General features: G+C 75.0%; 27 protein-coding genes. 14 read left to right on the top strand and 13 right to left on the bottom strand.

Features of this window, described 5'->3' with window-relative positions:
* Positions 1–35: 35 nt before the first annotated feature.
* Positions 36–338: a hypothetical protein gene (locus AC0666_RS20425; protein ID WP_478708073.1), complete on the top strand. Its 303-nt coding sequence runs from the start codon at positions 36–38 to the stop codon at positions 336–338.
* A 24-nt stretch (positions 339–362) separates the two neighbouring features.
* Here the strand turns inward: AC0666_RS20425 and AC0666_RS20420 are convergent, their stop codons facing one another.
* Entirely contained in the window at positions 363–884 is a 522-nt protein-coding gene (locus AC0666_RS20420; protein WP_468964683.1) for a hypothetical protein, read from the bottom strand.
* 219 nt (positions 885–1,103) lie between these two features.
* On the opposite strand from AC0666_RS20420, the gene AC0666_RS20415 reads away from it, so the two are divergent.
* The 4 genes from AC0666_RS20415 to AC0666_RS20400 all read left to right on the top strand — a co-directional run bounded on the left by AC0666_RS20415 (position 1,104) and on the right by AC0666_RS20400 (position 5,617).
* Positions 1,104–2,321: an MFS transporter gene (locus AC0666_RS20415; protein ID WP_478708072.1), complete on the top strand. Its 1,218-nt coding sequence runs from the start codon at positions 1,104–1,106 to the stop codon at positions 2,319–2,321.
* 237 nt (positions 2,322–2,558) lie between these two features.
* Positions 2,559–3,311, top strand: a complete 753-nt coding sequence (locus AC0666_RS20410; RefSeq protein WP_478708071.1) for a peptidoglycan-binding domain-containing protein — start codon at positions 2,559–2,561, stop codon at positions 3,309–3,311.
* A gap of 149 nt (positions 3,312–3,460) precedes the next feature.
* A complete protein-coding gene (locus AC0666_RS20405; protein WP_468964689.1) occupies positions 3,461–4,537 on the top strand; it encodes an RNA ligase (ATP) in 1,077 nt (358 codons plus the stop codon).
* A gap of 162 nt (positions 4,538–4,699) precedes the next feature.
* The gene (locus AC0666_RS20400) at positions 4,700–5,617 is read left to right on the top strand and encodes an NADP-dependent oxidoreductase (protein WP_478708101.1); all 918 of its coding nucleotides are present in this window, start codon (positions 4,700–4,702) and stop codon (positions 5,615–5,617) included.
* Positions 5,618–5,727: 110 nt separating this feature from the next.
* Here AC0666_RS20400 and AC0666_RS20395 read toward each other — a convergent pair whose 3' ends face one another.
* From AC0666_RS20395 to AC0666_RS20380, 4 genes are all read right to left on the bottom strand, one after another.
* Entirely contained in the window at positions 5,728–8,625 is a 2,898-nt protein-coding gene (locus AC0666_RS20395; RefSeq protein ID WP_478708070.1) for a poly(A) polymerase, read from the bottom strand.
* A complete protein-coding gene (locus AC0666_RS20390; protein WP_478708069.1) occupies positions 8,625–10,409 on the bottom strand; it encodes an RNA ligase family protein in 1,785 nt (594 codons plus the stop codon). The genes AC0666_RS20395 and AC0666_RS20390 overlap by 1 nt, the downstream gene beginning before the upstream one ends.
* Before the next feature lie 145 nt (positions 10,410–10,554).
* Positions 10,555–11,208 carry an NAD(P)-dependent oxidoreductase gene (locus AC0666_RS20385; protein WP_468965413.1) on the bottom strand — a complete coding sequence of 218 codons (654 nt, stop codon included), beginning with the start codon at positions 11,206–11,208 and terminating at the stop codon, positions 10,555–10,557.
* A 138-nt stretch (positions 11,209–11,346) separates the two neighbouring features.
* Positions 11,347–11,793, bottom strand: coding sequence for a hypothetical protein (locus AC0666_RS20380; protein ID WP_468964694.1), 447 nt, complete (start codon positions 11,791–11,793; stop codon positions 11,347–11,349).
* A 126-nt stretch (positions 11,794–11,919) separates the two neighbouring features.
* Here AC0666_RS20380 and AC0666_RS20375 point away from each other — a divergent pair, with 126 nt between their 5' ends.
* The 4 genes from AC0666_RS20375 (at position 11,920) to AC0666_RS20360 (ending at position 14,899) form a co-directional block, all read left to right on the top strand.
* Positions 11,920–12,432 carry an SRPBCC family protein gene (locus AC0666_RS20375; RefSeq protein WP_468964696.1) on the top strand — a complete coding sequence of 171 codons (513 nt, stop codon included), beginning with the start codon at positions 11,920–11,922 and terminating at the stop codon, positions 12,430–12,432.
* Positions 12,433–12,551: 119 nt separating this feature from the next.
* Positions 12,552–13,220, top strand: a complete 669-nt coding sequence (locus tag AC0666_RS20370) for a GNAT family protein (RefSeq protein WP_478708068.1) — start codon at positions 12,552–12,554, stop codon at positions 13,218–13,220.
* Between the two features lie 48 nt (positions 13,221–13,268).
* The gene (locus AC0666_RS20365) at positions 13,269–13,847 is read left to right on the top strand and encodes a hypothetical protein (protein WP_478708067.1); all 579 of its coding nucleotides are present in this window, start codon (positions 13,269–13,271) and stop codon (positions 13,845–13,847) included.
* Between the two features lie 104 nt (positions 13,848–13,951).
* Positions 13,952–14,899 (top strand): class I SAM-dependent methyltransferase, encoded by a 948-nt coding sequence (locus AC0666_RS20360; protein WP_468964699.1) that lies wholly within the window; start codon positions 13,952–13,954, stop codon positions 14,897–14,899.
* Between the two features lie 137 nt (positions 14,900–15,036).
* Here AC0666_RS20360 and AC0666_RS20355 read toward each other — a convergent pair whose 3' ends face one another.
* Positions 15,037–16,536 (bottom strand): DEAD/DEAH box helicase, encoded by a 1,500-nt coding sequence (locus AC0666_RS20355; RefSeq protein ID WP_478708066.1) that lies wholly within the window; start codon positions 16,534–16,536, stop codon positions 15,037–15,039.
* A 55-nt stretch (positions 16,537–16,591) separates the two neighbouring features.
* A complete protein-coding gene (locus tag AC0666_RS20350) occupies positions 16,592–17,086 on the bottom strand; it encodes a MarR family winged helix-turn-helix transcriptional regulator (protein ID WP_468579866.1) in 495 nt (164 codons plus the stop codon).
* Positions 17,087–17,195: 109 nt separating this feature from the next.
* Here AC0666_RS20350 and AC0666_RS20345 point away from each other — a divergent pair, with 109 nt between their 5' ends.
* Both AC0666_RS20345 and AC0666_RS20340 read left to right on the top strand, forming a co-directional pair.
* A complete protein-coding gene (locus AC0666_RS20345) occupies positions 17,196–17,564 on the top strand; it encodes an HGxxPAAW family protein (RefSeq protein ID WP_468964703.1) in 369 nt (122 codons plus the stop codon).
* A gap of 117 nt (positions 17,565–17,681) precedes the next feature.
* Entirely contained in the window at positions 17,682–17,888 is a 207-nt protein-coding gene (locus tag AC0666_RS20340; RefSeq protein ID WP_361719785.1) for a cold-shock protein, read from the top strand.
* A gap of 54 nt (positions 17,889–17,942) precedes the next feature.
* On the opposite strand, the gene AC0666_RS20335 is transcribed toward AC0666_RS20340, so the two are convergent.
* The 5 genes from AC0666_RS20335 to AC0666_RS20315 all read right to left on the bottom strand — a co-directional run bounded on the left by AC0666_RS20335 (position 17,943) and on the right by AC0666_RS20315 (position 20,858).
* Entirely contained in the window at positions 17,943–18,524 is a 582-nt protein-coding gene (locus AC0666_RS20335; protein WP_478708065.1) for a TetR family transcriptional regulator, read from the bottom strand.
* Positions 18,521–18,874 (bottom strand): DUF1304 domain-containing protein, encoded by a 354-nt coding sequence (locus AC0666_RS20330; protein ID WP_468964707.1) that lies wholly within the window; start codon positions 18,872–18,874, stop codon positions 18,521–18,523. Before AC0666_RS20330 ends, AC0666_RS20335 begins: the two co-directional genes overlap by 4 nt.
* Before the next feature lie 103 nt (positions 18,875–18,977).
* Positions 18,978–19,199 (bottom strand): ferredoxin, encoded by a 222-nt coding sequence (locus AC0666_RS20325; protein ID WP_468964709.1) that lies wholly within the window; start codon positions 19,197–19,199, stop codon positions 18,978–18,980.
* 4 nt (positions 19,200–19,203) lie between these two features.
* Positions 19,204–20,391 (bottom strand): cytochrome P450, encoded by a 1,188-nt coding sequence (locus AC0666_RS20320; protein ID WP_478708064.1) that lies wholly within the window; start codon positions 20,389–20,391, stop codon positions 19,204–19,206.
* A 128-nt stretch (positions 20,392–20,519) separates the two neighbouring features.
* On the bottom strand, positions 20,520–20,858 hold the full coding sequence (locus AC0666_RS20315) for a thioredoxin family protein (protein ID WP_468964713.1): 339 nt from the start codon (positions 20,856–20,858) through the stop codon (positions 20,520–20,522).
* Positions 20,859–20,962: 104 nt separating this feature from the next.
* Between AC0666_RS20315 and AC0666_RS20310 the strand changes: the two genes are divergently transcribed.
* Positions 20,963–21,232: a hypothetical protein gene (locus AC0666_RS20310; protein ID WP_468964714.1), complete on the top strand. Its 270-nt coding sequence runs from the start codon at positions 20,963–20,965 to the stop codon at positions 21,230–21,232.
* A 62-nt stretch (positions 21,233–21,294) separates the two neighbouring features.
* On the opposite strand, the gene AC0666_RS20305 is transcribed toward AC0666_RS20310, so the two are convergent.
* Positions 21,295–21,675, bottom strand: a complete 381-nt coding sequence (locus AC0666_RS20305; RefSeq protein ID WP_478708063.1) for a DoxX family protein — start codon at positions 21,673–21,675, stop codon at positions 21,295–21,297.
* Positions 21,676–21,933: 258 nt separating this feature from the next.
* Here AC0666_RS20305 and AC0666_RS20300 point away from each other — a divergent pair, with 258 nt between their 5' ends.
* Both AC0666_RS20300 and AC0666_RS20295 read left to right on the top strand, forming a co-directional pair.
* The gene (locus AC0666_RS20300) at positions 21,934–22,293 is read left to right on the top strand and encodes a YciI family protein (protein WP_468964716.1); all 360 of its coding nucleotides are present in this window, start codon (positions 21,934–21,936) and stop codon (positions 22,291–22,293) included.
* A 101-nt stretch (positions 22,294–22,394) separates the two neighbouring features.
* The gene (locus AC0666_RS20295; RefSeq protein WP_478708062.1) at positions 22,395–23,660 is read left to right on the top strand and encodes an RNA polymerase sigma factor; all 1,266 of its coding nucleotides are present in this window, start codon (positions 22,395–22,397) and stop codon (positions 23,658–23,660) included.
* The last annotated feature ends 57 nt before the right edge of the window (positions 23,661–23,717 follow it).

Raw genomic sequence — 23,717 nt, 5'->3', positions numbered from 1 at the left:
ATCCGCCGCCGAGCCGCAGCCGGTCGAATGAGGGCATGACCTCCGACGCCCCGCACCGCGCACCCGGCCCGCGCATGCAGCACGTGACCACCGCCGGCGCCGCCCTGGCCGTGGCCCTGCTCCCGCTCGTCGTCGGCGTCCTCGTGGCCAAGGGAATGGCCGCGGACCCGCACGCCCCGGTCAACGCCCTGATCACCGGCGGCGGTCAGCGGGCCGGCCTGCCCCGGGCCGAGTGGCGCCGCCGCGGCCACAACACCCTGCACCGCTTGCGCCGCGCCCGCCGCACCTGTGCCTCCGCCTGCGGCCGCAGCCGCCCCCCGGTCTCCCGGCCCTCCTGACCTTCCCGGCCTCTGACGGCGCGGTCAGCGGCCGTACTGGCGCATGCACAGGTCCACGACCGACGGCGGAACCGTGCCCTCGGCGGCCGCGCACAGGTCGTCCATGCCCCAGGCCGTGTCGGCCAGGTCCGGGGCCGGGGCGGAGTGGTGCCCGGTGCGGTGGGGGTCCGGCTTCGGCGAGTGCCCGCGCCGGGGCGCCGACGGGGGCTTCACGCCGCGGGCGGCCTGCGGGCGGAGCGCCCTGCCCGGGAGCCGGTCCGGGTGCCGGGCCTCGTCCGGGCCCGGCGCCCCGTCCTGGCGCGGTTCCCCGTCCTGGTCCCGCGCCCCGTACCGGTCCGGTTCCCCGGCCGGTTCCGGATCCGGCAGCCTGCCCAGGGGGAGGGCCCGGGACTGCGCCGGAGGCGCGGGGGGAGCCGCCTCGCGGGCGCCCGCCGGCGGTACGGGACCGCGCGCCGGAACCGCGGGCACGCCCGGGCCGACCGAGACGCAGCCCGCCCCGGCCAGCAGGGCGACGAAGGACAGGGGGACGGCCCGGCGCAACTGCATGCGACCACCATGCCGCACCGGGGCCCCGGCCCGGCCCGTCCGCTCACGCGGACGGGTGACGCGGGACGGATGCCTTGACGATTGCCCCGGCCGGGATGTTCCGTACGCTGCCAGGGACGGGAACGACCGTACGAGCGGCGACGGGGGAGGCGCGACCCCCGACGCCCGCTCCGACCGGCCCCGCCGCCCGCCCCGACGGACCGTACGGAGTACCGCTTCATGAGCACCGCTGACGCGCCCGGCACCCCCGCGCCGAACCCCGAGCCGGCACCGCCGCACTGGAAGAGCTGGGCGGCCGTCTTCGCCGTCGCCCTCGGGATCTTCTGCCTGATCACTTCCGAACTGCTCCCGGTCGGACTGCTCACCCCCGTGGGCACCGCGTTCGGCGTCTCCGACGGGACCGCCGGTCTCATGGTCACCGTCCCCGGGCTCGTCGCCGGCTTCTGCGCGCCGCTGGTCACCGTCGGCTCCGGCCGGCTCGACCGGCGGCCCGTGCTGTGCGGGCTGATCGCCCTGATGGCAGCCGCCAACCTCGCCGCCGCCCTCGCCCCCGGTTTCGCCGTCGTCCTGGCCGCCCGGCTCCTCGTCGGGATCAGTGTCGGCGGCTTCTGGGCCGTCGCGGGCGGGATCACCGTCCGGCTCGTCCCCGACCGGCACGTCCCCCGGGCCACCGCGCTCGTCTTCGCCGGTGTGCCCACCGCCTCCGTGCTCGGCGTGCCGGCGGGGACCCTCCTCGGTGAACTCGGCGGCTGGCGCGCCGCCTTCGGAGCCGTCGGCGTGCTCGGCGTCCTCGCGCTGACCGCGCTCCTCCTGCTGCTGCCCCCGCTGCCGCCCGCCCGGAACACCGCCTTCCGCGAACTGCCCGCCCTGCTGCGGGAGAACCCCGCGGTCCGGGCCGGGGTGATCGTCACCTTCTTCGTGGTCACCGGGCAGTTCGCCGCGTACACCTTCGTGCGGCCCGTCCTCCAGGACGTCTCCGGCATCGCCGCCGGCCAGGTCAGCGTCCTGCTCCTCGGCTACGGGGCGGCCGGTGTCGCGGGCAACTTCCTGGCCGGGGCGCGCGATGCGTACCGCACGCTGCTCGCGGTCAGCGCGGCTCTCGCCGTGATCCTCAGCCTGATCGCCACCCTGCCGGGAGCGGCCGCCGGCACCGCACTGCTGCTGGCCTGGGGGCTGGCGTACGGCGGGGTGTCGGCCAGCCTCCAGCGCTGGATGCTGCACGCCGCCCCGGCCACGGCGGAGGCCGCCACCTCGCTCATGGTGGCCGTGTTCAACCTGGCCATCGCGGCCGGGGCGTTGACCGGCGGCCTGGCCGTCGACGGGCTCGGGGCGCCCGCCGCGCCGCTGACCGGGGCGGCCCTGATGCTCCTGTCCGCCGTCACGATCGCCGTCACCGTCACCGTCCGGAGCGCGGCGGCTCCCGCGACCGACCAGTAGCCCGGATGGATGGGGCAGATCGGACAGCGGGCTTGACCGGGGCCGTCCCGGGCGGCAAGAGTGCGCCGGTCAAGCACCGGGAACCACCCCATGAGCTGTACTTCGGAGATGCCTTACATGTCCAGACCGGCCTGCTCCCCGCTCGCCCCCGCCATGGTTCCGGCCGCCCGGCGGCGCAGGGCCTGACCGGCCGGTGGGGCCGGCACCGCACCGCCGCGCCGGCCCCTGCCCCTGCCGGTGACCACCGTGTCCCACGCCTCCGATGAGAGCGGGCCCGCACCCGACGGCCCCGACGACCGCCTGCTCGTCCGCCCGTACGTCACCCCCTCGGGTGTGCCGTCCCGCTCGACGGGGCCCGCCTGGCCGCGGTCGGGGCCCGCAGCCGCTCCCGACCGTGCTCCCGTTCCGCCGCAGACCGCTCCGCCGGTGTCCGGCGCCGCGCAGCCGGTCGCGGGCGGGCGGCCACGGCGCGGGCGCAGCCGCCGCCCGATGCTCGTCCTCGTCGCGCTCGCCCTCGGCGCCGCCTGCGGCCTGGCGTGGCTGCTGAGCACCCCCGATCCCGAGCCCGGGCGGACCGCGGCGCCGCCCGCCCTGCCGGTTCCCGTGCTGCCCCAGCGCAACCCGGGCGCGGGCGAGCCCGAATCGGCTCCGGGGCCCGGCGCCTCCACGGGTCCCGCCGCGTCGGCGGGTACGCCGTCGGCCTCGCAGCCGGTGAGCGGGGGCCCGAGCACGCCGCCCCCGCCGAGTCCCTCCGCGAGCCGCACACCGAAGGCACGGACGTCCGGCACGCTGCGCCGCGGGGACACCGGGCCCGAGGTACGCGCCCTGCAGGAGCGGCTCTACGGGCAGGGGTTCACGTACGTCTCCGTCACCGGCGTCTACGACGACCAGACCTGGCGCGGTGTCACCCAGCTCCAGCGCGACCGCGGCATCAAGGGCGACCCGCAGGGCGTCTACGGCCCGGCCACCCGGGCGGCCTTCGAGGGCTGACGCCCCGCCGCCCGACCGCGCCGCGTCCCGGGCGCCACCCCTGCGGAGCCGGGCAGGCTACCACCGGGATATCGGGTGGACCAGCGCAAATGGCGCGGCCGAGAGTGGGATTCGTCCCCACGGAACCGCACCGTCAAAGGAGTTGCGCCATGTCTACCCTGCGCGTCACCGTCGAAGAGCTGACCGTCCACGAGCATCCGAACGCCGATGCGCTGGAGCTGGCCCAGGTGGGCCTCTACCGCGCCGTCGTGGCCAAGGGCGCCTACCGGACCGGCGAGTTCGCCCTCTACATCCCCGAGCAGTCCGTTCTGCCCGCGGGGCTGATCGAGGAGCTGGGCCTCACCGGCCGCCTCGCCGGAGGCTCCGCCGACCGGGTCAAGGCGGTCCGGCTGCGCGGTGAACTGTCGCAGGGCCTGGTGTGCCGGCCCCGGGCGCTGGCCGGTGTGGACCTGGCGCAGGCCGCCGAGGCGGGCACCGACTTCGCCGAGGTGCTCGGCATCACCAAATGGGCGCCGCCCGTCCCCACGACGATGAACGGCGAGGTTGAGGCAGCCCCCGAACTGCTGCCCTGGGTGGACATCGAGAACCTCCAGCGCTACCCGCACGTCTTCGAGCCCGGCGAGCGCGTCGTCCTCACCGAGAAGCTGCACGGCACGGCCTGCCTGGTGACGTACCTGGCGCAGGACGACCGCGTGCTGGTCTCCTCCAAGGGGTTCGGTGCCAGGCGACTGGCGCTGAAGGAGGACGACCGCAATCTGTACTGGCGCGCCGTACGGGGCCACGGGGTCCCCGAGGTCGCCGCGAAGCTCGCCGCCCGGCTGGGGGCGAGCCGGGTCGGCCTCTTCGGCGAGGTGTACGGGGCGGGCGTCCAGGACCTGGCGTACGGGACCGATGTCCGCGCGGGCAGCGCCGCCCCGGGCTACGCCCTCTTCGACGTGTCCGCGGAGATCGAGGGCCAGGTGCGCTGGCTGGACCCGGCGGAGCTCTTCCCGAATGGCGAACTTCCGCTCGTACCCAGGCTGTTCGAGGGACCGTACGACCTCGATGTGGTGCTGGAGCTGGCCGGCGGCAGGGAGACCGTGTCCGGCCGCGGCCTGCACCTGCGCGAGGGAGTGGTCATCCGTCCGGCAACGGAGCGCCACAGCCCGGTGCTCGGCGGCCGCGCCATCGCCAAGGCGGTCAGCCCCGCCTACCTCACCCGAAAGGGCGGCACCGAGTACGAGTGACCACCGCCCCCGCCCCGGCGGCCGGGAGCGTCCTGTCCGCGGCGCGCCCGGGCCGCCTCGCTTCCCGTGGTGGGCACGGGCTCTCGTGGTGGGATGGGCGGCTGACGGTTCAGGTTCACTGCTCACGGTTCACGGAGAGGTCGGTAGATGTCCGAGGACACCATGCGGGCGATGGCGTACGAGACGTACGGCGGGACGGAGGTGCTCTCCGAGACCCGGTTGCCGATGCCGAAGGTCGCCCCCGGTGAGGTGCTCGTCCGCGTCAAGTGCGCAGGCGTCAACCCCGTCGACTGGAAGATCATGGGAGGCGGCCTCGACGGCCTGATGGACGTCATGTACCCGGTGGTCCCCGGCTGGGACGTCGCCGGCACGGTGGAGCGGATCGGGATCGACGTGCCCGAGTTCGCCGTCGGCGACGAGGTGATCGCGTACGCCCGCAAGGACTACGTGCACGGCGGGACGTTCGCCGAGTACGTCAGCGTGCCGGTGCGCGCCCTCGCGCCCAAGCCGGTGTCGCTCAGCTGGCAGGAGGCGGCCGGGCTGCCGCTGGCCGGGCTCACCGCGTACCAGCTGCTCACCCGGCTCGCCACCGGCAAGGACGACATCGTCCTCGTCCACGGCGCCGCGGGCGGCGTGGGCTCCTTCGGGGTGCAGATCGCCCGGGCGCTGGGCGCCCGCGTCATCGGCACCGCCTCGCCGCGCAACCACGACCGGCTGCGCGCCTTCGGGGCGGAGCCCGTGGAGTACGGGGAGGGCCTGATCGACCGGATCCGCGCGATCGCCCCCGACGGGGTCACCGTCGCGGCGGATTTCGTCGGCGGGGTCCTCGACGTGACCCAGGCTGTCCTCTCGGAGGGCGGCCGGCACGCGTCGATCGCGGACCACTCCGTCCTGGGCGCGGGCGGCCAGTGGATGTGGGTCCGCCCGGTCGGCAGCGATCTGGCCGAGCTCGGCCGACTCGTCGACAGCGGCCAACTGACCGTCACCGTCGCCAAGACGTTCCCGCTGTCGGAACTGGCGGCCGCGTTCACCCTCAACCAGGAGGGGCACACGGCGGGCAAGATCGTCATCGAGGTCTGACGCCCGACCCTCCGGCGACCGCCCTCTGGCCACCCCGCCCTCCCACACCGGGCCCCGGCTCCCCGCCCCGGCCCTCCCCGCCCCGGCCGGTACGCGTCCCGCGCGGCCGGTCAGCGCAGGGTGGGGAGCGCCCCGCATTCCGACCAGGTGACCTCGACCCCCGGGAGCTCCGCCGACCAGCGGTTCGCGAGGGCGGCCAGCCGGGCCGGATCGGGCGGGGCGGCGCCCAGGCCGACCGCGTAGCGGGCCGAGACGGGGGAGCGGGCGAAGGGGCGCGGCCACGCGTGGGCGTCCTCGACGCCGGCCTCCGCCAGCGCCCCCAGGAGCGCACGCATGCGGCCGCGCATCCGGCCGAGGGACTCCTCGAACTCACCCGGCCCGTCGGCCCGTACGCAGACCACCGCCCAGGCGGCGTGCCGACGGTGCGGCGGTGGGGCGACCGGGAGTGCGGAAGATCCCGCCGGCAAGGCCTCCAGGTGTTCCCATGCCGCGTACAGCTCCCGTACGAGCAGATCGCGCAGCCCCGCGCCCACCTGGGCCGTGCAGCTGCGGACCGGGGCGGAGGGGGTCAGCACGGTCACGGGGCCGAACGCGGCGGAGGACTCCCCGGGCGCCGGCTCCAGGGCGACCGGGTCGCGCCAGTCCCAGGCGGCCCAGGTCCCGAAGAACTCCCGGAGCAGGGCACCGGGGGAGAGGTCCGCGGCTTCCCGGACCGTCCGCGCGGCCAGTACCGCCCAGGCCAGGCCCGGCAGTCCACCGAACGGCGCCGAGTCCAGGCCGCGGGCCCCGGCCCACGCCTTGACCTCCCGCGTCAGGCGGGCGAAGGCGGTGGCCCGCTCCGGCCCTGCCTCACCGGTGAACGCGCGTACCGCTTCGGCGTCGCTCACGGCGCTCAGCGCGATGGCGGCGGCCTCGCCGAGCTCCGCCCGCCGTGCCACCGCCCGGGCCGGGTCCACCGCTCCGGTGGCGACCACCACCAGGTCCACCTCCAGCCGGGACACGCACAGCCGCAGCCCCGGCACCCGGGCGCCCGTGACCTCCCGCAGCCGCTCGGCCCCGGGAAGCGCGACCGCGATCCGTTCCCGAACCTCCCCGATGGAGACCGTACCGGGCAGTGCCGCGACCAGGTCCAGGTCCGCGCCGGGCAGCGCGCAGCCCATCCGCCGCGAGCCGACCAGGTGCACCACCCCCTCGCCGAGCGCCTGCGCGATCCGCGCGGCGACCGTGTCCGCGGGGAGCGCCGGCTCGGCGGGGAGCGCCGGCTTGCCGGTGAGCTCGGCAGGGCGGGCCGCCTCGGACGCCGCCGCAGGGGGCGGCTCCGGCATCCACCGCACCTCGCCGGTCCCCAGCTCCACCGTCGCCCGCACCTGCATCGGCTCGTCCCCGCGCCGCGACAGCACGGCCAACTCGCCGACCCGCGCCGAGGTCCCGTCCCCGAGCCGCGCGGCGAACTCCGCCACCGCCCGCTGCGGATCGCGGCTGCGCCCCAGCGTCAGGTGCGGGGTGAAGCCGTCCTCGCGCCCCCGGCAGCCGGGGAACCGCTCCGCCAGCGCCCGCCGCAGCTGCTGCCAGGGCGCGTCACCGGCCGCCGCCGGGTCCAGCCAGACCGTGGCCTCCTCCCGCTGCCCGAAGCTGTGCACCCCGGCCATCCGGGCCGTGAACACCGGTGTCGCCGCGGCCACTTCGGCCACCAGCGGCAGCGCCTCCTCGAAGGAGGACTCCGGAACGAAGCCGAACAGCAGGTTCACGTGCGCGGGCCAGCGGCCGCTCCCCGGGTCGTGCTCCCGGCGCAGGTCCGCGACCGCCGGATCGTGCGGCGGCAGCCAGGCCACCGCCGTCCGCGGGGTCGCCCGTACGTCGAGCACCGGGTGCCCGTCGCCGCGCACCCCGAAGTCGAGCATCGCCTCCACCCCGAAGTGGTCCGAGACGAACAGCCCGTCCGCGGCGGGCGCGGTTCCGCGCAGGGCGCTCCCCAGGACCCGGGCGCCCGCCGACCGCAGCAGGATCCGGTCCAGCCGGGCCGCCCGGCCCGTCAGCGAGCCCACCGCGGCCAGCGGATTGGCCGCCGGATCGAAGGTCGGCGTCGCGTCCTGCGTCCCGTGCACCTCGCTCCACGCGTCCCGCATGCCCAGCACCGCGGCCGGCCCCTCGGCCCCGGCCCGGCCGTCGTTGAAGTCGCCGAGCAGCGCCACATCGGCCTCGATGCCGCTCAACCCCTCGGCGAGCCGGGCCAGTTCCGCCTCGCGACGCTCCGCCCCGCTCTCGCTGTGGTCGCTGGACAGGTGCACCGCGGCGACGACGAGCGGGCCGGATCCGGTATCCACCGTCACGGCGGCGACCGCCTTGTGCGGCCCCAGCAGATGCTGCCCCGCCTCCCGCACCGGGAGCCTGCTCAGCACCAGCAGCCCGCTCGCGGCGACGTCCGTGCCGCGCGGGTCGGCGGCCACCGTGTACCCGGCCCGCACCCACGGCTCGGCCAGCAGCATGCCGAGCAGCTCGGGCTCGACCTCCTGAAGGGCGATGACATCGGCATCGGCCGCCGCCAGGTCGGCCAGCAGCATCGGCCTGCGCCGGGCGGTGTCGATGAGTGGGGCGTCGTACCGGTCCCACAGCGTGTTCCAGGTCAGCAGCCGCACGGTCCGGGGGCCTGCACCGCGTGCATCGGAGCCGCCCTCGGCGGGCTGCCAGGCGCCGCCGCTCCCGCTGTCCACCCAGGTGTAGGGGGTCCGGGCGGTGAAGAACGGAGCCCGCAGCAGCCGCGGGTCGCGGACGCGGCCCGCCTGCGTGGAGTCGAGCCGGTCCACGCCGGTGGCCCGGTCCCACACGAGCTCGCCGTCCGCCTCGACGAACAGCACCCGGTGCCAGGGGATCTCACCCCCGGGGACGAAGGAGGGCAGCGGGATCCGCTTCGGCGCCGCCCCGCGCTGGAGCAGTCCGAGGACGAACCGCGCCGGATCGAACCGGGGGTCCCAGCGGACCTGGTGGTAGAGCTGCTCGCTGGTACGCATCAGCCGGCCTCGCTCCCCGCGGCTCCCGCGGCGCGGGCACCGGTGCACGCGTCCGGGCCGGTGTCCGTGTCCTCGACGGTCCCGCTCGCGCCGATGTACCAGGTGCGGTGGGCGCCTTCCTGCCCGGGGTACGGCGGGCTGAACCGGTGCAGCTGGGTCGTCAGCACCTGCGGCGGTACGGGGTCGGCGCGTACCGCGTTGCGCCGCCGCAGCTCCACCTCCTCGACCAGCACCACGGCGTGGGTGAGCAGGGCCTCCCGCCGCCGGGCGACCGCGCCGGCCAGGCCGCGCTGCTGCGGGGTGAGGGAGGTCGCGTCCCACACCACCGTTCCCCCGGTGTGCGCGGCCGAGGCGAGAGCGGCATCCAGCCGGGCCAAGCCCTCGCGCAGCACCTCCCCATTGGCCCGCTGGTCGGCTCGGGAGCCGCGGGCGGCGCGCAGGTCGTCGAGACTGACGTACGCCTCCACTCCCGGCAGGCTCCGGGCGAACGTGCTCTTGCCGCTGCCCGAGGGCCCGCACAACTGCACCAGCCGTGGGAACGCCCCGGCGCGCAGGCGCCAGGTCGCGGCCACCGCCTCCTCGGCGGTCGAGATCCCGCCCCGGGCGAACGCCTCGCGGGCCTCGGCCCAGCACCGGTCGGCCACCTCGTCGGACAGCCCGCCCAGTGCTCCGCGCAGCCCGGCGCGCAGGGGCCCCAGCGGGTCCGGGCCGAGCAGCCCCGCCTCTTCGGCGTACAGCGCGGACCACTCGGCGTACTCCCGCTCCTCGGGATCCCGCGTCGCCCCGGCCAGCGCGTGCAGGACGCCGAGGTCGGCCGCGGCGGCCATCCGGACCAGGCCGGCCCGGCGCTCCGCGTCCGGATACGGCAGCCGCAGGAGCGGGTGGAGCCCGACCAGGTCGGCGACCCGCCGGGCGAGCGGCATCCCGAGCGGTCCCGCGGCCAGCCGCGCCGCGGTCCAGGCGCGCGGCGCACGGTGCAGCAGGGCGGCCAGTACGCCGCACAGCCGGGCCTCCCCGGTCCGGCCGAGCGCGTCGAGCCGGCCCGTCACCTCCGCGAGGACCGGTTCGGCCGCGGCGGCGCCGGGCACGGAGTCCAGGCCGAGGGCGAGCGAGAGCCCGGCCGGGTCGGGCTCGGAGCCCGAGCGGACGGCCCACAGGGCGGCGGCCGGGCCGAGCCCGTTCGCCACCACCGGTGCGTACATCCAGTGCGTGTCGGTCTGCTGCACGTGGCCGCTGCGCACCCACTTGGCCACGCACCGCGCGAAGTCCTCCCGCGCGAATCCCGCCGTGGTGCGGACGACGTACCCCTCCTGCCGCGCGGTGTCGAGCCGCAGTCTGCGCAGGGCGCGCTCGTCGAAGGTGCCGCGCCACAGGACGCGCGGGGTGGGTATGCCGAGCCCGTGCAGGAACCGTACGGTCCGGTCCCAGTCCAGGCACTGGTCGCCGTCCCACACCGAGAACCCGTAGAACCAGCTGTCGAGGTCCTCGTAGGGGAGCGAGTGACGGGCGTACAGGTTCTCCCCGCACACTCGCCAATCCGCGGGTATCCCGGCGCCGATCCGGCCCTGGAGGCCCTTGACCCAGGCCCTTGAGGGGTGGTGCGCGGAGTCGAGCGAGCGGGCGTGCAGGCCGTCCGCGTAGAGGGTGGTGTTCTCCCCGTCGAGCTTCTCGGTCACCACCACCTCCCGCCCGACCAGCCCCGCAACCCCGCCGGCCCGTACGTCGTCGGCAGCCGACCCCGGCGACCAGGGCAGATGCGGGGTCCTGGGGTAGTGCGTGCGCATGGGGGCTCCTGCCGGGCGGGCGGTACCTGATCACTCTAGGTATCGGAGGTCCGCCGCCTCCACCCAATATCCGCCTCCGGCGGCCGGAGCGGCCGGAGTCCCGGCGGTGACCGGTGACCGGTGACCGGCGACCGGCGACGGCGGCTCAGGCGCCGACGGTGAAGCGGCGGCCCGCGTGGGCGTCCCGGTCGATCTCGTCGAGCAGCGCGACCGCGTAGTCCTCCGTCGAGATGCGGCTGCGGCCCTCCTCGTCCACGACCGGATCGTCCAGGGCCAGCCGGTACGTGCCCGTGCGTTCGCCGGGTTCGATCAGCGCGGCCGGGCTCAGGCAGGTCCAGCGCACCTCCTCCACGGGAACGGTCAGCAGGAAGTCCAGGGCGTCGGCGTGGGCGTGCATCACCGCCCTCTCGGCCTCCGGGACGCCCGGCGCCTGCCAGAGCGGCGAACCGTCGGGCGCGCGCAGCGACCCGGACCCGCCCACCGTGACCAGGCGGGGGCGGGCCGTGCCGGGGCCCAGCGTGCAGATGCCGCCGATCAGGGACTTCACGGCGTTCACGAGCACGTCCGGATCACCGGTCCCGGGGCCGATCGCGCTGACCACCACGTCCTGGCCGGCGGCCGCCTCGGCCACGGACACCGGATCGAGGACGTCGCCCTGCACCACCGCGGCAGCCGAGCGGACCGCACAGCGCGCGGGGTCGCGGACGACCGCCGTGACCCGGTGACCGCGCCCGAGTGCTTCGTGCAGCACCCTGGCGCCGATGGTGCCGGTTGCGCCGTACAGGGTGATCTTCGCCATGGCGACTCCCTGGAGGGTGGGGGATCCGAGGTCGTACGTACGGAGCCGGTCGGGCTCCGCACCCTCCATCCAAGCGAACCCGCCCGCCGCCGCCCGGCAGCCTGGCCGGGCCACTCGGATGACAGTGCGTCCGGTGGTTCAGTAGGGGCACAGGGCGACGATCGACGGAGCCAGCGTGCCCTTGGCCGCCTCGCACAGGGCGCCCATGTCGTAGGCGCGGGGCGGTGCGGGGCCCGGCTTCTTCGCCGCGGGCGGCCGCTTGCGGGCCTTCGGCGCCGGGGCGGGTCCGGGGCGCGCCACGCGGACGGGGCGGCGCTGCGGCCCGTCGTGGCGGGGCCGCGCGGCGCCGGGCGCACGCTCCGCGGGCGCGGGCTCGGCCACCGGCTCCGCGGCGGCGTCCGGCGGCGGGGCAGCCACCGCCGGCAGGGGGCTCAACGGCCGGGCCTCGGCCGCCGGTTCCGGAGCCGCCGCCGGGATCCGGGGCGGATCTGCGGGCCCGGTCGGCCGCACGGTCACGCACCCGGCGGTCAGCGCCGCCGCGGCAAGGATCAGGGGCAGGGACAGGGCTGCCCGGCTCGACTGCATCCGTCCAGCCTGCCGTACGGGAGGCGGCGGGACCTACGCGCCGTCACGCGTACGAGTGAGCGGCGGAGCGTCGCCGCAGGAGGGGAAATCCGGCCCGTCGGGGGTCCGGTCCCGCAGCATGGGCTCATGAGCGACAGTGCGATCACCTACACCCTCTACGTCCAAGCCGATCCCGCCCGCGTCTGGCAGGCCCTGACCGAGCCCGCCTTCACCCGCCGGTACTGGGGGCCGGTCTTCGAGACCGACTGGGCCGTCGGCTCGACGATGGACTGGGTGGAGCGCGGGGCCCGGACCAACGACCCCGAGCAGGTCGTCCTGGACTGCGTTCCGCACCGCCTGCTCTCCTACACCTGGCACACCTTCAGCCCGCAGTGGGCGGCCTCCGCCGGGATCACCGAGGAGCTGCGGGCCGAGCTGGCCCGGGAGCGGCGCACGAAGGTGACGTACGAGATCGAACCGGTCGGCGACACGCTGGCGCGGCTGACCATCCTGCACGAGGGCTTCCAACCCGGCGGCACCCTCATGGGCATGTGCAGCCGCGCCTGGCCCATGATCGCGTCCAGTCTCAAGACCCTGCTGGAGACCGGCGCCCCGCTCCCCGAGCCGGAAGGCGAAGGCCCGGAGCACGCCGGAACCTGAGTCGCAGCCCGCAGCCCGCAGCCCGCAGCCCGCAGCCCGGGGACCAAACCTCCGGCCGCCCGAACTGCCGTACGGCGCACCTGAGATCATGGGCAGAAACCACGAACAGGAGCGCCGGAATGACACGTGACGCCACCCTGGGCGCGATACTGGCCGCGGCCGCGGCCGGCCGGTTCCCGCCGCCCGACGGCGACACGACCGTCGTGCCGCAGCCGAGCCCGCGCGACGCGGGCGTCATCGCCTTCACCGCGCACTCCGTGGTGTTCACCGACGAGGACCCCGACTGGGTGCGGTCCACGCTCGCCGCCGTCGACTGCGATGCCCTCGCCGCCACCATGCACCCGCGTTTCCTCGGCGCCCTGCTCGACCGCACCGGCCGCGCCACCGACACCGTCGACCTGCTCACCGTCGCCGATCCGCTCCCCGGCGGGCCCGCGCTGGAGCTGCGGGAGATCGCCGACCCCGACCACCCCCGGGTGCGCCGGGCCCGGCGCCGCCGGTCCGACGTCCGGGTCTGGGCGGCCGACGGGGGAGTGCTGGTCCTCGGCCGCGGCGTCGCGGACCGCTGGGAGGTGGCGGTCGAGGTGGACGAGGCCGTCCGCCACCGCGGCCTGGGGCGGGACCTGGCCCGCGCCGCCCGCCATCTGGTCCCCGACGGGGAACCGGTCTGGTCCCAGCAGGCCGCGGGCAATGCGCGCAGCATCCGTGCCTTCCAGGCCGCCGGCTTCCGGCCGGTCGGCTCCGAGGCCCTCCTGCTGGCGCCGCACCCCGAGCCCGCGGTGGTGTGACGGACCCTGGGCGCCGGGCGCGCACGGAGGTCGTGTGGAATGGTGCGCATGGGGAGCAGTGAGAACCGGATACGCGCGGGGGGCATCCCGGCGCCCCGGACCGAGGACACGGCGACGCCGGAGCGCTGGCGGTACGCGCGGCACCTCGACGCCCTCGCGGCGTCGGCCGCGGCCGGGGCGGCGGGGGCGGCCGGGGCGCAGGAGCAGGCCGATACCGCGTGGGCAGCCGATACCGCATACGCCGCCGAGGCCGCCGCGGTCGGCGCGGTCCTCGGGGACCCCGATCCGGTCATGGCCGAGAGTGCCGTGGTCACCCACCTCGACCGCCGCGCCGCACACCTGCCGGCCGGCGCGCGCTTCGCCGCCTGGGCCCGGGCCATGGCCACGGTCCTCGACGACCGTGCCTTCCCGGCCCGGCGGCTGCGCGAGTGGACCCTGCTCAAGGCGATCGCCCAGGGCGATCCGTGGACGGCTGCCGAACTCACCGCCGCCTCCGACTGGTGCCAGCGGACCGCCGCCCAGGCGCTGACCTCGTACGAGGCCCTCAGCCTGCTCGCCGGCGCCGCCCGCACCCACCGCGTCCGCAACACGGCCGCCCAGCGTCTGCGCCGGGCGGCGGCAGCCTGAGGAAAACGTGTGGCTGGTCACACAGCCGTTCGGGGGTTTATGGTCTGCCTACCTGGCCGGGTATCAGCGTTGATCCGATGCCGCTCCACTGGAGGCTGCTCTCCGTGTCGCACGTTTCGCAAGCTCCCGTCACCACCCCCGACGGTGAGCCGGCCACGCCCGTCCCCACCGAATTCGGTCAGGTCGACGGCTGGTTCTCGGGCTATGACCAGGCCCTTTTCGACTGGTTCCTGACCCGCCAGAACGCAGAGGAAGGGACCAGGGGCGACCTCCTCGAACTCGGCGCCTTCATGGGGAAGAGCGCCATCTTCCTCGGCGGGTACCTCCGCGAGGGCGAGGAGTTCACGGTCTGCGACCTCTTCGACTCACCGGCGCCCGACGAGTCCAACCTCGCGGAGACGCAGGACTCGTACCCCACGCTGACCCGGCGCGGGTTCGAGACGAACTACCTCGCGTTCCACGAGGCGCTGCCGACGGTCATCCAGGCGCCGACCTCCGTGGTCGCCGACCGGGTGCGTCCGGCGAGCTGCCGGTTCGTCCACATCGACGCCTCGCACCTCTACGAGCACGTCGTCCAGGACATCGCCTCCTCGCGCGTCGTGGCGGCCCCGGGAGCGGTGGTCGTCTTCGACGACTACCGCTCCGAGCACTGCCCCGGCGTCGCGGCGGCCGTCTGGGCCGCGGTGGCCACCGGCGAGCTGCACCTGATCTGCGTCTCGGCTTCGAAGCTCTACGCGACCTGGGACGACGCGGCGCCCCACCAGGCCGCGCTCCTCGCGTGGCTGGAGGGCCGTACGGACCTGTGGCACGGCGTGGACTCGGTGGCCGGCCAGTCGCTGGTCCGCATCGGGGACCAGGGGGTGGTCCCGCCCCGGCCGCCGCAGCCGCTACGGGCCGCAGCCGAACCGGAGCCCGCTCCGGCCCAACCGGCGGAACGGGCCGCCCACCAGCCGGGTCCCCGGCCCGGGGCCGCCTGGCGCAAGCTGGCCAAGGACCTGCTTCCGCCGGTCATCACCCGTGCCATCGTGGCCCGGCGGCGCCGCCGGCGCTGAGCCGGCCGCCCGCGCGCATACGGCGCCGGCCCCCGCAGCGGCGGGGGCCGGCGCCGGCACGACGTGGCCCGACCCACGGCTGCCCCGGGCCCACCGCCCGGGTGGCCGGCTCCCGGAGGCGGGCGGCGCCGGACAGGCTAGCCGCCCCGGCGCACCCGGGCGGCGCGGCGCGCCTCGGCGATCTGCCGGGCCTCGGCCGTCTTGCGGGACTCCTTGCCCTTGCCCGGACGGCCGGGGCGGGTGCCGATCCCGCGGAAACCGAGGTCCGAGCCGGAGGGCCTGCCCTTGGCGTCGGTCGGTGCGGCGCCCGCCAGCGGAACGCCGGAGGGAGCCTGGGCGCCGGTGATCCGGCTCAGCGTGGCCTCGCCGGAGCGCACCTGGGTGGTGGTCGGCCGGATCCGTGCCTCGGACATCAGCCGGACCATGTCCCTGCGCTGGTTCGGGGTGACCAGGGTGACGACCTTGCCGGACTCGCCCGCGCGGGCGGTACGGCCGCCGCGGTGCAGGTAGTCCTTGTGGTCGGCGGGCGGGTCCACGTTCACGACGAGGTCCAGGTCGTCGATGTGGATGCCGCGCGCCGCGACGTTGGTGGCGACGAGGACCGTGATCTCCCCGCTCTTGAACTGCGCCAGCGTCCGGGTGCGCTGCGGCTGCGACTTCCCGCTGTGCAGACCCTGCGCCCGTACGCCCATGGCCCGCAGGTGCTTCACGAACTGGTCCACGCCGTGCTTGGTGTCCAGGAACATCAGCACCCGGCCCTCGCGGGCCGCGATCTCGGTCGCCGTCGAGTACTTGTCGGCCGCGTGGATGTGCAGGACGTGGTGGTCCATCGTCGACACCGAGGCCGCCGAGGGGTCGACGGAGTGTGAGACCGGGTCCTTCAGATAGCTCCGCACGAGCTGGTCGACATTGCGGTCGAGCGTGGCCGAGAACAGCATCCGCTGCCCGGCGTGGTGCACCTGGTCCAGGATCTCCGTCACCTGCGGCATGAAGCCCAGATCGCACATCTGATCCGCCTCGTCGAGCACGGTGATCCGCACCCGCTCCAGGTGGACGTCACGCCGTCCGACCAGGTCGCTGAGCCGCCCGGGGGTGGCCACGACCACCTCGGCGCCCCGGCGCAGCGCGCTGACCTGCTTGCCGATCGACAGGCCGCCGACCACGGCCGCCATGCGCAGGTTCAGGGCCTGGGCGTACGGGGTGAGCGCCTCGGTCACCTGCTGGGCCAGTTCGCGCGTCGGTACGAGGACCAGTGCCAGCGGCCGCTTCGGGTCCGCGGTGCGCCCGGCCGTACGGGCCAGGAGGGCCAGGCCGAAAGCGAGGGTCTTGCCGGAGCCGGTCCGGCCGCGGCCGAGGATGTCCCGGCCCGCCAGGGAGTTGGGCAGCGTGGCCGCCTGGATCGGGAACGGCTCGGTCACCCCCAGCTCCGTCATCGTCTCCAGCAGCTCACGGGGCAGGTCGAGCTCGGCGAACGACTCCACGGGCGCCAGCGCCGGGGTGACCGTCTCGGGCATCGCGAACTCGCCCTGCAGGGCGGCGGCCCGGGGGGCCTTGCCGAGGGCCTTCGCACCGCCCTTGGGGCCTGCCTTGACACCGGGCTTGATGCCGAAACGCCCATGAGCTGACGGGTTCTTCATGCAGAACCTTCCGTGAGACGCGAAAAGGGAGATTTTACCATCGGGCGCCACGGCGCTACGGAGCCACCGGCCGCAGCTCGCCGGCCCGCACCTGGGCCAGATGCGCGCGCATCTCCTCCGTCGCGCGCCCGAACCAGTCCGCGATCACGGCGACCTCGTCGGGGGTGTATTCGGCGAACACCGAGCCGAGCCGCGCGTAGAAGGGTTCGTACACCGCGACGATCCGTGCGGCGGCGGCCGGGTCGGCCACCACCCGGACCCGGCGGCGGTCGGCCGGATCGGGTCGGCGCCGGGCGTACCCGGCCCGTTCCAGACGGTTGAGCACCCCGGTGACGGCGCCGGTGGTGAGGTGGGTCAGCTCGGCGAGGTCGCCGGCCGACAGGGGGCTCTCCCCGGCGCCCAGGATGTGGCCCAGGCAGGTCAGGTCGGTGACGTTCAGCCCCAGCAGCTGCGCCACCTCCTGCTGGCCGATCAGGCCCAGCGCGACGTACTGGTCCATGCGCGAGATCGCCTCCCCGGCCGTGGCCGCGGGGCGGGGCTTGCCCTGCACCCGAATACTCCTTAGTGTCTAAGTTACTTAGTTCGCGAGATATTTATCTTGCGAGGTAAATCTTTGCTCTGCGTCGAGCCTACTGCCGACCCGTCCCACCAGGAGAATCATGAGCGCGCACGGAGACGTCGACCTTGGCCACACCGTTGCCGGCTGGACCGGCACGGCCCTCGCCGTCCTGGGCTCCGCCCTCGCGGGCCTCGCCGTCTGCACGGCCTGGATCCCGGGTGTCTGGTTCGGCCTCGGCCTCGTCGCGGTGGCGGCGCTCGCCACTTGGCTCCTGCACCTGGCCGGCTGGGGCAAGCCCGGCGGGCCGCGGCCGGCGGCCGAGCGGGACTGGCGCCGCCGGGACACCGTGGCCCGTACCGGTCACGCCCAGTGCCTGGGCTGCCGGATGAGCGGACCGCGGCGAGCCGCGGCAGCCGCCCCCCGGCCTCGGTCCGCCGCGCTGTCGCCGGCCGGGGACGGTAGTGCATGAGTGCGAAAGGTCCCCGGTTGGCCGCGTTGCGGGTGTGGTCTGCGGGGCGGATGGGAAGGATCGAGACGGCTGCACCGCACGTGCGGCCCGCGTGGAACGTTGTGAAGGATCTGCACGATGGCAACAGGCACTGTGAAGTGGTTCAACTCGGAGAAGGGGTTCGGCTTCATCCAGCAGGACGACGGTGGGCCCGACGTGTTCGTGCACTACTCGGCCATCCAGTCCAGCGGCTACAAGTCCCTGGATGAGGGTCAGAAGGTCGAGTACTCGGTCACGCAGGGCCCCAAGGGCCCCCAGGCGGAGAACGTGACGCCGGCCTACTAGCGTCGCTTCACGTGTCGAGAACCCGGTGAGCCCCGCCGATCCGCCCGGCGGGGCTCACGGCTGTCGCCGGTGCGTGCCGTGCAGGGCCAGGAGCAGCGGCCAGAGGAGGTCCGCCAATCCGGCCGGGTCGCCCGGTACGAGCCCGTGCAGCCAGTCCGCGAGGACGCCGGCGAAGGTGGCGGCCACCGCGGAGGCCACCAGATCGGCGTGCGGGGCGCCCACCGCGGTGCGCTCGGCGTGGGCGTGGGCGCGGGCGCGCAGCTCGCGGTGGAGCCGGTCGCCGAGCGGACCGCCGCCGCCCGGCAGGAGCAGGGTGCGGTAGAGCGCTCCGTGCGCGGCGGCGTCGGCGAGGAATGCGGCCAGGGCGGCCGGGGGACGGGCCGGGGCCTGCGCCCCCGGGCCCGTCTGCCAGGCGTGCAGGGCGTCGACCGCGGCGTGTACGACGTCGGCGCAGGCGTCCAGGGCGAGCGCGGTGAGGTCCTCGTAGTGCAGGTAGAAGGTGGCCCGGCCGACACCGGCCCGGCGGACCACGGCCGAGACGCTGACCTCGCCGAGCGGGCGGTGCGCACACTCGGCGAGCAGGCTCTCGCGGAGTCGGGCCCTGGTGCGCGCGGTCCGCGGATCCTCGGCGCTCACGCGGCCGAGAGTGCCGCGCCGAGGGCGAGGGCGGCGGGCAGGGCCTGGGCGACGAGGATCCGCCGGTTGGCGGTCGCGGCCCCGTAGATGCCGGCGACGATCACGCAGACGAGGAAGAAGACCTGCGTGGCGAGGGAGCCGGTGACGAGCGACCAGACGAGTCCCGCGGCGAGGAAGCCGTTGTAGAGCCCCTGGTTGGCGGCGAGGGTGGCGGTGAGCCGCGCGGTTTCCGCGTCGAACCCGGACAGGGCCCGACCGGGGGGCCGCTGCCACAGGAACATCTCCAGGACCAGGAAATAGGCGTGCAGCGCGGCGACGACGCCGATGAGCGCCTGGGCAACGATCTGCACGACGACCTCCACGGGTCCCGACCCCAGCCCGGAACACCGGGCGACTTCCTGGACAACTGTACAGGAAGTCGCCCGGTGTTCCGGGCTGGTCGGGCGCAGCCTCCTAGGGCGTGCGCACGGTGATGGCCGAGACCGGGCAGGCGCGGGCCGCCTCGTGGAGGAGCGGGCTGCCGTTGCCGTCCTCCCGGCCCGGGATGACCTGGCTGTAGCCGTCGTCGTCCTGGGTGAACACGTCGGGGGCGGTCAGCGCGCACTGGCCCGCACCGATGCAGACGGTGGTGTCGATGTCGATGTCGATCCGCGGACGCGGTGAGGCTGATGACATGTGATCACCATGCCACGGGGAGTTCGACCATGCCCTGAATGGTGTCCCCGGGTTTGAAGGGAATCCGGTCGGGGTCCTCCGCAAGGCGGAGTCCGGGCAACCGCTCGAACAGCGTGCCCAGGGCGATCTCCATCTCGGCCCGGGCCAGGTTCTGCCCCAGGCACTGGTGCACGCCGAAGCCGAAGCCCAGGTGGTGCCGGTCCGGGCGGTGCCAGTCGAGTACGTCGGGCTCGGTGAAGACCGCCTCGTCCCGGTTGATGACGGAAGTGGAGAAGACGATCCCGTCGTCCGCCCGGATCCGCACCCCGCCGATCTCGATGTCCTCGGTGGCCACCCGCAGCATCCCGTCCGCGATCGACAGGAACCGCATCAGCTCCTCCACCGCCGCCGACATCAGCGACGGGTCCGCGCGCAGCTCGGCGAGCTGCTCCGGGTGCCGCAGCAGGGTGAACGTACCGAGCGAGATCATGTTCGCCGTGGTCTCGTGCCCCGCGATGAGCAGGATCGCCGCCAGGGACACCAGCTCCTCGACATCGGTCTCGCCGGTCTCCAGACGCCGGGCGACGAGCTCGTCCAGCAGCCCGTCCCCCCGCTCCGTCCGCTTCCGCTCGATCAGGTCGGCCAGATAGCCGTTCAGCTCCTCCCGGGCCGCCTCGACATCCGAGGGCTCCGGCCCGCGCAGCAGCCGCCGTGACTGCGCCTCGAAGAACTCGTGGTCGGCGTACGGGACTCCGAGCAGGGCGCAGATCACCATCGACGGCACCGGGAGGGCGAAGGCGCTCACCAGTTCCGCCCGCGGACCGCCGGCCACCATCGCGTCGATCAGCCGGTCGACCGTCTCCTGGATCCGGGGCCGCAGCGCCGCGGTCCGCTTGAGCGTGAAGCTCGGGATCAGCATCCGGCGCTGGGTGTTGTGGACGGGGTCGTCGACGCCGAGCAGGGCCGTGCGCCGGTTCTGCAGCCCCTTGAACCGCCGGGTGGGGGTGGGGAAGTGTGCGTTCTGCCGGTCGGCGGACAGCCGCCCGTCGCCGAGTAGGGCGCGCGCCTCGGCGTGACCGGTGACCACCCATACGGAGCGGCCGTCGAAGAGGGTGACCCGGGAGAGCGGCCGGCTCTCGCGCAGGGGTGCGTAGGCGGTGGGCGGGTGGTAGGGGCAGGTCCGGTCCTGGGGGAAGGCAACGGTTTCTGACATGCGACACCTCATAGGCATGGATGGCGTGGTTCCGTCTCGCCGGAGTCCATTACATGCCCTAGGCACCTATCTGATCCATGCCAGTTTCGGCCAGACAGCCCCTTTTCGCCCGCACGGGGAAACGGGGGTCAGAGGTGGGCGTCCAGGAACTCCCGGAGCTCCGCCCGGGTCAGTACTCCGCTCCGACTGGCCGTGGCCGCACCGTCCTTGACGATGACGACGGTGGGCGCCCCGGTCACCCCGTAACGCCTGGTCGGCTCGGGGCAGCGGGTCATGTCGGTGCGTACGGCGGTCAGGCGCGGGCCGTACTCCTCGGCCGCTTCCGCCACGAGGGGGTCCATGGCGCGGCACCCCTCCAGCGCCTTGGGCCAGGTCCCGATGAAGTAGGCGAGAACCGGTCCCCCGGCCATCCCGAGGATGAAGTCGAACTCCTCGTTCTCCAGTGGATGGTGTACCCGACGTGCCATGGGTGGAGCTCCTCCTGCGTGGATCCGGAACGTGCGCTGCCCCCTCATCATCGCCGCCGGGGCGGGCCGGCCCGTTGTCAGTGCCGTCTGTGAAGCTGGGCGGTATGGACGACAGGATGCTGCGGCGCCGGGTCTACGGCGCCGACCACGACGACCCCGACCCGGGCGCCCGCCCCGGGCACGTCTACGGCGAACTCGTGGGCGGCCCCCTCGACGGGCTCCTCCTCGACATCACGGGGTGGAGTGCGGAGCAGCGCGCCGAGGAGGCCAGGCTCCCCACGGAAATAGGGCGGTACGGAGCCGGTGGCCGCGCCCACTACCGGCGCCGGGCGAGCGATCCGGACCGCTGGGACTGGACGGGTGACAGCCCGTGAGCCCGGGCCGGACGGGCCGGGCCCGGGCGGCCGGGGCCCGGCCCGGGCGGCGCGGCGGGGGGTCAGCTCGCGGCGGCGGCGCCCCGGCTCACCTTGCGGGCCCACAGGACCAGCGGGACCTGCAGCGGCAGCCGGCCGACCGCGACGGCCTGGACGGCGGTGGAGCGGCGGCGCGCGTCGACGGCCATCTTGACGTTGGCGGGGAACACGCCGACGAAGAACGCCGCCGCGGCCAGCGCCGCCACCCGGCGGGTCCGCGGATGGGCGATGCCCGCGGCGAGCGCCAGCTCGGCCGCGCCGCTCGCGTACGTCCACTGGCGCGGGGTGCCGGGCAGGGAGCGGGGCACGATCGCATCGAACTGCTGCGGCTTGACGGCGTGTGCCACACCCGCCGTGGCCAGGAGGCCGGCGAGCAGCAGGGGGGACGAAGGAGTGCGCGGCATGGGGTTTCCTCTCGGAAGGACGGCCGGGGGCCGTGATCCTACTCGCGGGTAGCGGCAGCCGGGCCGACGCGGCCCGGCCTACCGCGCCGGTTGCGCGTGCCGCCGGGCCGGACCGGGCCCGGGGCTGCGCGGACCTGCGGTCGCCGTCCCGGAAACTTCTCCGAAGAATTTCCCGGGAGCTGTCGATCCCGGCGCCGCCCGTTCGACACAAGGGTGAGCCGCGGGGAAAGGCCCCGCCCGCACGACCGAGGAGTCACCATGCCGCGCTTCCTTTCCCTGATCCGTATCGACGAGCAGAGCCTGCCCGCCGACACCGCTTTCCCCGAGGACTTCCAGCAGCGCATGGGCGCACTCCTGGAGGAGATCACCAAGGCCGGGGTCATGCTGGACACCGCAGGGCTGCTGCCCACCTCCGAGGGCACCCGGGTGACCTGGTCCGGGGGAAAGCTGAGCTACACCGACGGCCCGTTCACCGAGACCAAGGAGGTCGTCGGCGGCTACGCCATCCTCCAGGCCAAGGACAAGGCCGAGGCGCTGGAGTGGACGAAGCGGTTCCTGGAGATCCACCCCGAGCACTGGACGGTCGGCGCCGAGCTGCGCCAGATCGACGAAGGCTGATCGCGGCGAGCCGGTCGCGGGGACCGGCACCGGCGCCGGTCGCACGACCGGTCCGCCGGGCTGTTTGCCCGGATCCGTCACGGCTGGTCTGATGGGTGGCCGTGACGGAAGAACGTACGGCGCAGGCGGTCGAAGCGGTGTTCCGGATCGAGTCGGCGCAGATCATCGCCGCCGTCACGCGCATCGTGCGAGACGTCGGCATCGCCGAGGAGATCGCCCAGGACGCCCTGGTCGCCGCGTTGGAACAGTGGCCCCAGTCGGGTGTCCCGGAGAAACCGGGTGCGTGGCTCACGGCCACCGCGAAGCACCGCGCCATCGACCTCGTCCGCCGCAAGGAGACCTACGCGCGCAAGCTCGCCGAGGTGGGCCGGACCCTTGAGGACGTGCCGCCGCCCGCCGAGCCCACGGCCCCCGACGACATCGACGACGACCTGCTGCGGCTGGTCTTCACCGCCTGCCATCCCGTGCTGGCCACGGACGCCCGGATCGCGCTCACCCTGCGCCTGATGGGCGGTCTGACCACACAGGAGATCGCCCGCGCCTTCCTCACCTCCGAACCGACCGTCGCCCAGCGCATCGTCCGGGCGAAGCGGGCCCTGGCCAAGGCCGGGGTGCCGTTCGAGGTCCCGTACGGCGCCGACCGCGAGGAGCGGCTCGCCTCCGTCCTGGAGGTGATCTACCTGGTCTTCAACGAGGGGTACGCGGCCACCGCGGGCGACGACCTCGTGCGACCCGCCCTCTGCGAGGACGCGCTCAGACTGGCCCGGCTCCTGGCCGCGCTGATGCCCGAGGAGCCCGAGGTGCACGGGCTCGCGGCGCTGCTGGAGTTCCAGGCCTCCCGGATCGCCGCCCGCACCGGCCCGGACGGCGCGCCGGTGCTGCTCGCCGACCAGAACCGGACCCGGTGGAACCGGATGCTCATCCGCCGCGGAGTCGAGGCCCTGGCCCGCGCGGGCAGCGGTCCGTACTCCGTCCAGGCCGCGATCGCCGGCTGCCACGCGGCGGCCGTGCGCTACGAGGACACCGACTGGGCGGCGATCGCCACGCTCTACGGCCGGCTGGTCAGCCTGCTGCCCTCGCCGGTGGTCGAGCTCAACCGGGCGGTCGCCGTCTCGATGGCCGAGGGGCCCGCGGCGGCGCTCCCGCTCGTCGATGCCCTGGCCGACGAGCCGGCCCTGCGCTCCTACCACCTGCTGCCGAGCGTACGGGGCGACCTGCTGGAGCGGTTGGGCCGCCCGGAGGAGGCCCGTGCCGAGTTCGAACGAGCCGCCTCGCTCACCCGTAATGCGCAGGAGCAGGCGCTGCTGGTGCGGCGCGCGGCCCGGCTCCGCACCGGGGCGGAGGCCCCGGACTCCGGTCCGGAGTGACGGCCCGGACCGTGCGCCAACGCTTTCCCCCTGTTCCCGCCTGTTCCCGCCTGCTCG

The sequence above is a fragment of the Streptomyces sp. NPDC043680 genome, from assembly GCF_056436685.1.
This window is presented reverse-complemented; position numbering and strand designations above follow the sequence as displayed.